Source organism: Nocardioides sp., assembly GCF_034670285.1.
GTDB lineage: Bacteria > Actinomycetota > Actinomycetes > Propionibacteriales > Nocardioidaceae > Nocardioides.
Genome location: NZ_JAXMNS010000233.1, coordinates 1 through 6,014, shown reverse-complemented (window position 1 = coordinate 6,014; position 6,014 = coordinate 1). Strand labels below are relative to the sequence as shown.

Annotated in this window: 5 protein-coding genes; 2 read left to right on the top strand and 3 right to left on the bottom strand. The window is 72.9% G+C overall.

Going from position 1 to position 6,014, the window contains the following annotated elements:
- Nucleotides 1-984 (bottom strand): Bug family tripartite tricarboxylate transporter substrate binding protein (locus VOI19_RS12335; RefSeq protein ID WP_323793259.1); only part of this gene is annotated, 984 nt, incomplete at its 3' end.
- Between the two features lie 149 nt (nucleotides 985-1,133).
- Between VOI19_RS12335 and VOI19_RS12330 the strand changes: the two genes are divergently transcribed.
- Entirely contained in the window at nucleotides 1,134-2,750 is a 1,617-nt protein-coding gene (locus VOI19_RS12330) for a sensor histidine kinase (protein WP_323793258.1), read from the top strand.
- Entirely contained in the window at nucleotides 2,747-3,520 is a 774-nt protein-coding gene (locus tag VOI19_RS12325; protein ID WP_323793257.1) for a response regulator, read from the top strand. The genes VOI19_RS12330 and VOI19_RS12325 overlap by 4 nt, the downstream gene beginning before the upstream one ends.
- Before the next feature lie 12 nt (nucleotides 3,521-3,532).
- Here VOI19_RS12325 and VOI19_RS12320 read toward each other — a convergent pair whose 3' ends face one another.
- Nucleotides 3,533-3,988, bottom strand: coding sequence for an HNH endonuclease (locus tag VOI19_RS12320; RefSeq protein WP_323793256.1), 456 nt, complete (start codon nucleotides 3,986-3,988; stop codon nucleotides 3,533-3,535).
- Nucleotides 3,989-4,264: 276 nt separating this feature from the next.
- Nucleotides 4,265-5,953, bottom strand: coding sequence for an N-6 DNA methylase (locus VOI19_RS12315; RefSeq protein WP_323793255.1), 1,689 nt, complete (start codon nucleotides 5,951-5,953; stop codon nucleotides 4,265-4,267).
- Nucleotides 5,954-6,014 lie beyond the last annotated feature (61 nt).

Below are 6,014 nucleotides of genomic sequence, written 5' to 3'. Positions count from 1 at the left end.
CTCACGCTCCTCCTCGATGAACGCGGTGAACTCGTCGCCCGTCATGAAGGTGTCGTCCCAGCCGTTGGTCTCCAGCGCCTCGCCCCACTCCGCCGAGTCGTGCATGTCGGTCACCAGGTCGATGAGGGTGTCGGTGGCCTCCTCAGAGATGCCTGCGGGAGCGACGACCCCGCGCCAGTTGATGAACTCGATGTCGTAGCCGGCCTCGGTCAGGGTCGGGGCGTCGATGCCCTCGACCCGCTCCGGACCCGTGACCGCGAGGGCTCGCAGCGAACCGGCCTTGACCTGCTCGGCGTACTCGCTGACACCACTGATCCCGGCCGAGACCTTGTTGCCGAGCAACGAGGCCAGGCTCTCACCGCCACCCGAGAAGGCGATGTAGTTGAGGTCCTCGGGACCCGCGCCGGCAGCGTCGGCCAGGAGCCCGGCGACGATGTGGTCGGTGCCGCCGGCCGAGCCGCCGGCGATGGCGACGTCGCGCCCGTTGGTCCGCAGGTCGGCCGCGAGGTCGTCGATGGTCTCGTATGGGCTGTCGGCCGGGACGACGATGATCTCGTCCTCGGCGGTGAGCCGGGCGATCGGCGTGACGTCGTCCAGCGTCGCCGACGACTCGTTGGTCTCGATCGCGCCGACCATCACCAGGCCCATCACCATCAGGTAGCTCTCGCTCGTCTCGTTGGCGAGCTGCGCGAGGCCGATCGTCCCGCCGGAGCCGGGCACGTTGCTCACCTGCGTCGAGGAGACCAGGTCGGCCCCTTCCATGCTGGCCGCCATGGCGCGCGCGGTGCCGTCCCAGCCGCCGCCGGGGTCGGCAGGAGCCATCAGCTCGAGACGCGAGATCTCACCGTCGGCGCTCCCGCTGTCAGCGGAGCACGACGAGAGGGTGAGGGCGAGGGCGCCGGTCACGGCGACGATCGAGTGACGCAGCCGACGACGGCGGGCTGCAGCGCTGGCGTGGGACGGGCGAAGCTGGCTGGTGCTCATTGCGGTGTCCTTTCGGGTGGACCCGAGGTATCGGGTCGTCGGGGACGCTAGGCGCGCTCGCGAAAGGTCGACCAGCCTCTGGTCGTAGCGTTCGTATTGGTCATTTCGGTCGTGATGCACGCCATGTTCCGGTGGGGCAGGATGACGGCATGCGGCGACGTCTCCCGCTGGCAGCACAGCTGCTGGCGCTCCAGGTGGGGATCGTGCTGCTGGTGCTCGTAGGAGCCGGCTGGCTCGCGCTGCAGGTGCAAAGGGACCAGGTGCGCGACGCCAACGAGGACCGCGTCCTGGCCCTGGCCCGCGGGCTGGGCGGCCAGGAGTCGGTGCGCGACGCCTACGCGTCGCCGGCCCCCTCCGGCGAGCTGCAGCCCCTGGCCGAGCTGGTGCGCACCTCCGCCGGCGCCGAGTTCGTGGTCTTCACCGATGCCGACGGTCTGCGCTACTCCCACCCTGACCCCGCGAAGATCGGCCAGCGGGTCTCGACCGACCCCAGCGTCGCGCTCGGCGGCCAGGAGTACGTCGGCACCGAGGCCGGCACCCTGGGCCTCTCGCTGCGGGCCAAGGTGCCCGTGCGAGCCGCCGACGGGACCGTCCTCGGACAGGTCTCGGTCGGCATCCTGGAGCGCGAGCTGGAGGCCGGCACGGTCGACGTCCTGCCCCGGCTGGTGCTGTGGCTGACCGGCGCCGCGGTCGTCGGGGTCCTCGGCGCGATCGGGGTGACGCGCCTGGTCCGACGTCGCATCCACGGCCTGGAGCCCGAGGAGATCGCCGACCTGCTCCGAGCCCGCGAGGCGATGCTGCACGGCATCCGCGAAGGCGTGCTCGCCGTCGACAACCGTGGTCGCGTCTCCCTCGTCAACGACGAGGCGATGCGACTCCTCGGCCTGACCGACGACCCCACGCACCGCTCGGTGCAGGACGTCCTGCACGCCGACGAGCTGCTGCCGCTGGTGACCGGTGACGAGGAGGTCGCCGACCAGGTGGTCCTCGTCGGTGAGCGTCTGCTGGTCGTCAACAGCACCATCGCCCGCGTGCGCGGGCGGGTCGTGGGCCGCCTGCTGGTGCTGCGCGACCGCACCGAGCTGTTCGACGCCTTGCGTGCCCTGGACGGCCAACGCACCATCACCGAGGCACTGCGCGCCCAGGCGCACGAGTTCAGCAACCACCTGCACGTGCTGTCGGGCCTGATGGGTCTCGGTCGTTCGGAGGAGGCGGTCAGGTTCATCGAGCGGGTCGGCGGTGGCACCGTGTCGGGCACCGGCGCTCCGCTGGCTGACGTCGAGGACCCGATGCTCGCCGCGCTCCTCGTGGCCAAGGCTGCGGTCGCCCGGGAGAAGAACCTCCAGCTCCACCTCGATCCCGCGTCCGAGGTGCTCGCGGGTGTCGGCGACGACGTCCTCACCATCGTGGCCAAGCTGGTCGACAACGCGATCGAGGCCAGTCCCGAGACCGGCCACATCGAGGTCCTGCTGCGGCATCGCCCCGGCGGGGCGACCCGCGTCGAGGTCCGCGACGAGGGCTCCGGCGTCCCCGAGCACCTGCGCGAGCGGATCTTCGACGCCGGGGTCACGACCAAGGCGGATGCCGCCGGCCTCGGCGAGGCCCACGGGCGCGGGATCGGCCTGGCGCTCGTGTCGCGCATCGTGCGACGGCGCGGCGGCACCCTCCGTGTGGACCACGTCGAGTCCGGTGGCAGCGTGTTCGCCGTCCTGCTTCCCGACCGCCAGCCGGCAGCGGCTCGCACCCCCGCCCGGGCGGAGCCATGACCCACCTTCACGATCCCGACGCCGCTCGCATCCGCGTGGTGGTGGTGGACGACGACTTCGCGGTCGCCGAGGTCCACCGAGCCTACGTCGAGGAGGTGCCGGGCTTCGTCGTCACTGCGATCGCACACTCGGGCGCCCAGGCGTTGCGCGCCGTCGCCGAGCAGCAGCCTGACCTGCTGCTGCTGGACATCCACCTGCCCGACATGTCGGGGCTCGACGTGCTCCAGCGACTGCGCGCCCGCGCCGACGCACCCGACCTCGACGTCCTGGTCGTGACCGCGGCTCGCGAGGTCGCCACCGTGCGTGGCGCGATGGCCGGCGGAGTGACGGACTACTTGGTCAAGCCCTTCACCTTCCGGGTGCTGCGCGAGCGGCTGGAGGGCTACCGCGCTCAGCGCGAACGCATGCTGCAGCTGTCAGCGCGCCAGGCGACGGTGCGCGACCAGCACGAGGTCGACCGGCTGCTCGCTCCGCGCCAACCCCCGGGTGAGGGCGCCGAGCTGCCGAAGGGTCTGTCTCGACACACGCTGACCCTCGTGGCCGACGCAGTGCGCGAGGCGCTGTCCGACGTGTCGGCCAGCGAGGTGGCGCAGACCTGCGGGCTGTCCCGGGTCAGCGCCCGTCGCTACCTGGAGCAGCTGGTGTCGGCAGGCGTTGCGGAGGTTCGGCCGCGCTACGGCTCCGCCGGACGCCCCCAGCACGGCTACCGCTGGACCGCTGCGAGCAGCCGCCCCCCGGTGCCCCCGGTGCCCCCGGTGCCCCCGGTGTAGTTCTCGCGGCCTTCAGCTCCACGCCGCCACCTGGGCGCGGGTGGGGTGCCAGGGGTCGATCCGCAGGCGCATCCCGGCCTCGAGGGGCGTGCGGTTGCCCTTGCGCTCGTTGCAGGGTCCGCACGCAGCGACGGTGTTCATCCACGTCCACGTGCCTCCTCGTGAGCGAGGCATCAGGTGGTCGATGGTGTGCGCTCGTCGTCCGCAGTAGGCGCAACGGTGGTGCTCGCGCGCCAGGACGCCGCGGCGCGTGTAGCCCGCCGGCGAGTAGAGCCACTTCGTGGCGACGTAGCGCACCAGGCGCAGCGCCCGGGGCCACTGGTAGGGACCGATCATCCGCTCGCCGTGGGCCTCGTGCACCACCGCCACCTCGCGCACGAGCATCTTGACCGCGTGCTGAAAGCTCACCCGCCCCATCGGCTCGAAGGAGGCGTTGTAGAGCATGACGGTGCCGGTGAGGGTGGTCATCGGGCGCTCCCGGCGACGACCCGCTCAGTCGGCGGTGGGACCCGCGATGCACGCGGCCGCCACGAGAATGTCCCGGGCGGCTGCGTGCAGAAGTTCATCCGACGTCACTCGCCACGTATCTGCTCGGGCGCGCGCTGCACGCCCAGCAGGTCGTGCTGGGTCGGCCGATCAGGCGCGTCGAGGAGGCGGGTGGTGGTCATCGCAGACACACGGTAAGCCCGCGCAGGCCTGCTGTGCACGCAATTTCTGCGCTGATGCACGGTCGTCACCAGACGTTCACACAGGTCGTAGTCGCCCGGACCACCACGCGAGCGCCTCGTGATCGTCGTACGCCGTGCACATCGCCTCCGCGCAGGCGACCAGGTGCTCGCGTCTCCGGGCCGCTCCGCCGACCTGTGCTGCCCTGGCCGAGGCGGCGCCGCGGTCCCATGCCTCACGGTCGGCCGGCAGCGGGATCGAAGCGAGCTGACGGGCACTGAGCTTGATCGCCCCCGGCGCGAGGGCGGTGCCGAGGTAGCGGGCCGCGGCAGCGGCGACCACGGGAGGCGCGAGCAGGACGGCGAGCAGGTGCCACAGGTGCTCGGGCTCGGCAGCGACCGTCAGCACCGGCACCGACGGCAGCCAGTCGCCGTCCTCGTCGACGACGGCCTCGATGACGCGCCCCTGGGTCGCCACGAGGACCTTCGGCACGAGCCGGGCGCGGGCCCACGTGCTGAGGCTCCCCTCGGCGTGCAGGGCGTCGAGGTCGACGCTCGGCGCGGCGTACTGCGTCTTGGCGAAGCGTGACGGGATCTCGCCCCAGCGGCACTCGGCGGGGTCGATCAGTCCGGCGGTGACCAGGCGGGCCTGGCCTGCCGTCGCGGGGTGCTCGCCCACGAAGGGCACGAGACCGTAGTACTGGTCGCGGAAGTCGGCGGTGCACCGGCCCAGGTCGCCCAGGGTGCCGGCGGTGCGCGGCGAGACGACGGGGATGCCCGCGGCCGCGGCGGCGATCGGCCCCCACTCGTGCTCGGGGAGCGGTTGCTCCCCCGCACCGAGGAAGGCGGGGCCGAACCAGGTCGGCACCAGGCCCTGCGTCGTGGCGGTGGTGACGACCGGGACGCAGGTGAGCACGGCCGTGCCCGCGAAGACGGGCTCGAGCGACGACCAGAACGCCGTCACGGCGCCTGCGGCAGCGACCGCCTCGCGCACCGGAGCGGCGTCGCGGGCGGCGAGCAGCGACAGCGGTTGCACCAGCGCGACCGTGCCCCCGGGCCGGACCAGGCCGAGGGCGTGGCGCAGGAAGAGGGCACTGGTGTCGGTGTAGGCGCCGGCCCGCGGCACGGGCGCGTCCGTCGAGTCGGGCCCGCGCGAGGGCCCCCCTGCGGGGACCCTGCCCCGCAGCCGACCGAGGAAGGGCGGGTTGCCGATCACGGCGTCGTACGGCGCCCCGGCGTGGGCGTGCAGGCCGTCACCGACGCGGACGTCGAGCGACTCCGGGTCGACCGACGGCGCCAGCGCCCGCAGACGCAGCCGCGTGATCGACACCGCGACCGGATCGAGGTCGACCCCGTGCACCAGCGTCACCGCGGCCTCGGGCGACACCCCGCGCTCCACCAGCCGGCGGGCGTGGGCGACGAGGAAGTGCCCGGCCCCGCAGGCGGGGTCGAGCACCCGCGCCTCGGGGTCGGCGGGGAAGCGATCGAGGATCCACCCCACGAGGGCGGGCGGCGTGTAGAAGGTGCCCGAGGCCTGCCGTCCCTCGACGAGCGCCTCGTGGACCGGAGCGAGGTGCTCGATCGCTGCCGGGTCGCTCCAGGCCGCGAGGGCGGGATCAGCCAGGTCGCGCGGGCGGCTCTCCCCCTCGGGCCGCAGGTCGTGCGCCGCAGCGACGGTGGTCAGCACGGCGTCCCAGGCGAGCTGCGGCGATCCGAGGCGACGCTCGGCGGCGAGCACGCTCTCGGCCAGCTGGGGGAGGTCCGACACGCGCCGACCCTACGGCGTCGGTTCTGCAAACCCTGGTGACCTGTTAGAGTCAAAATGAGCA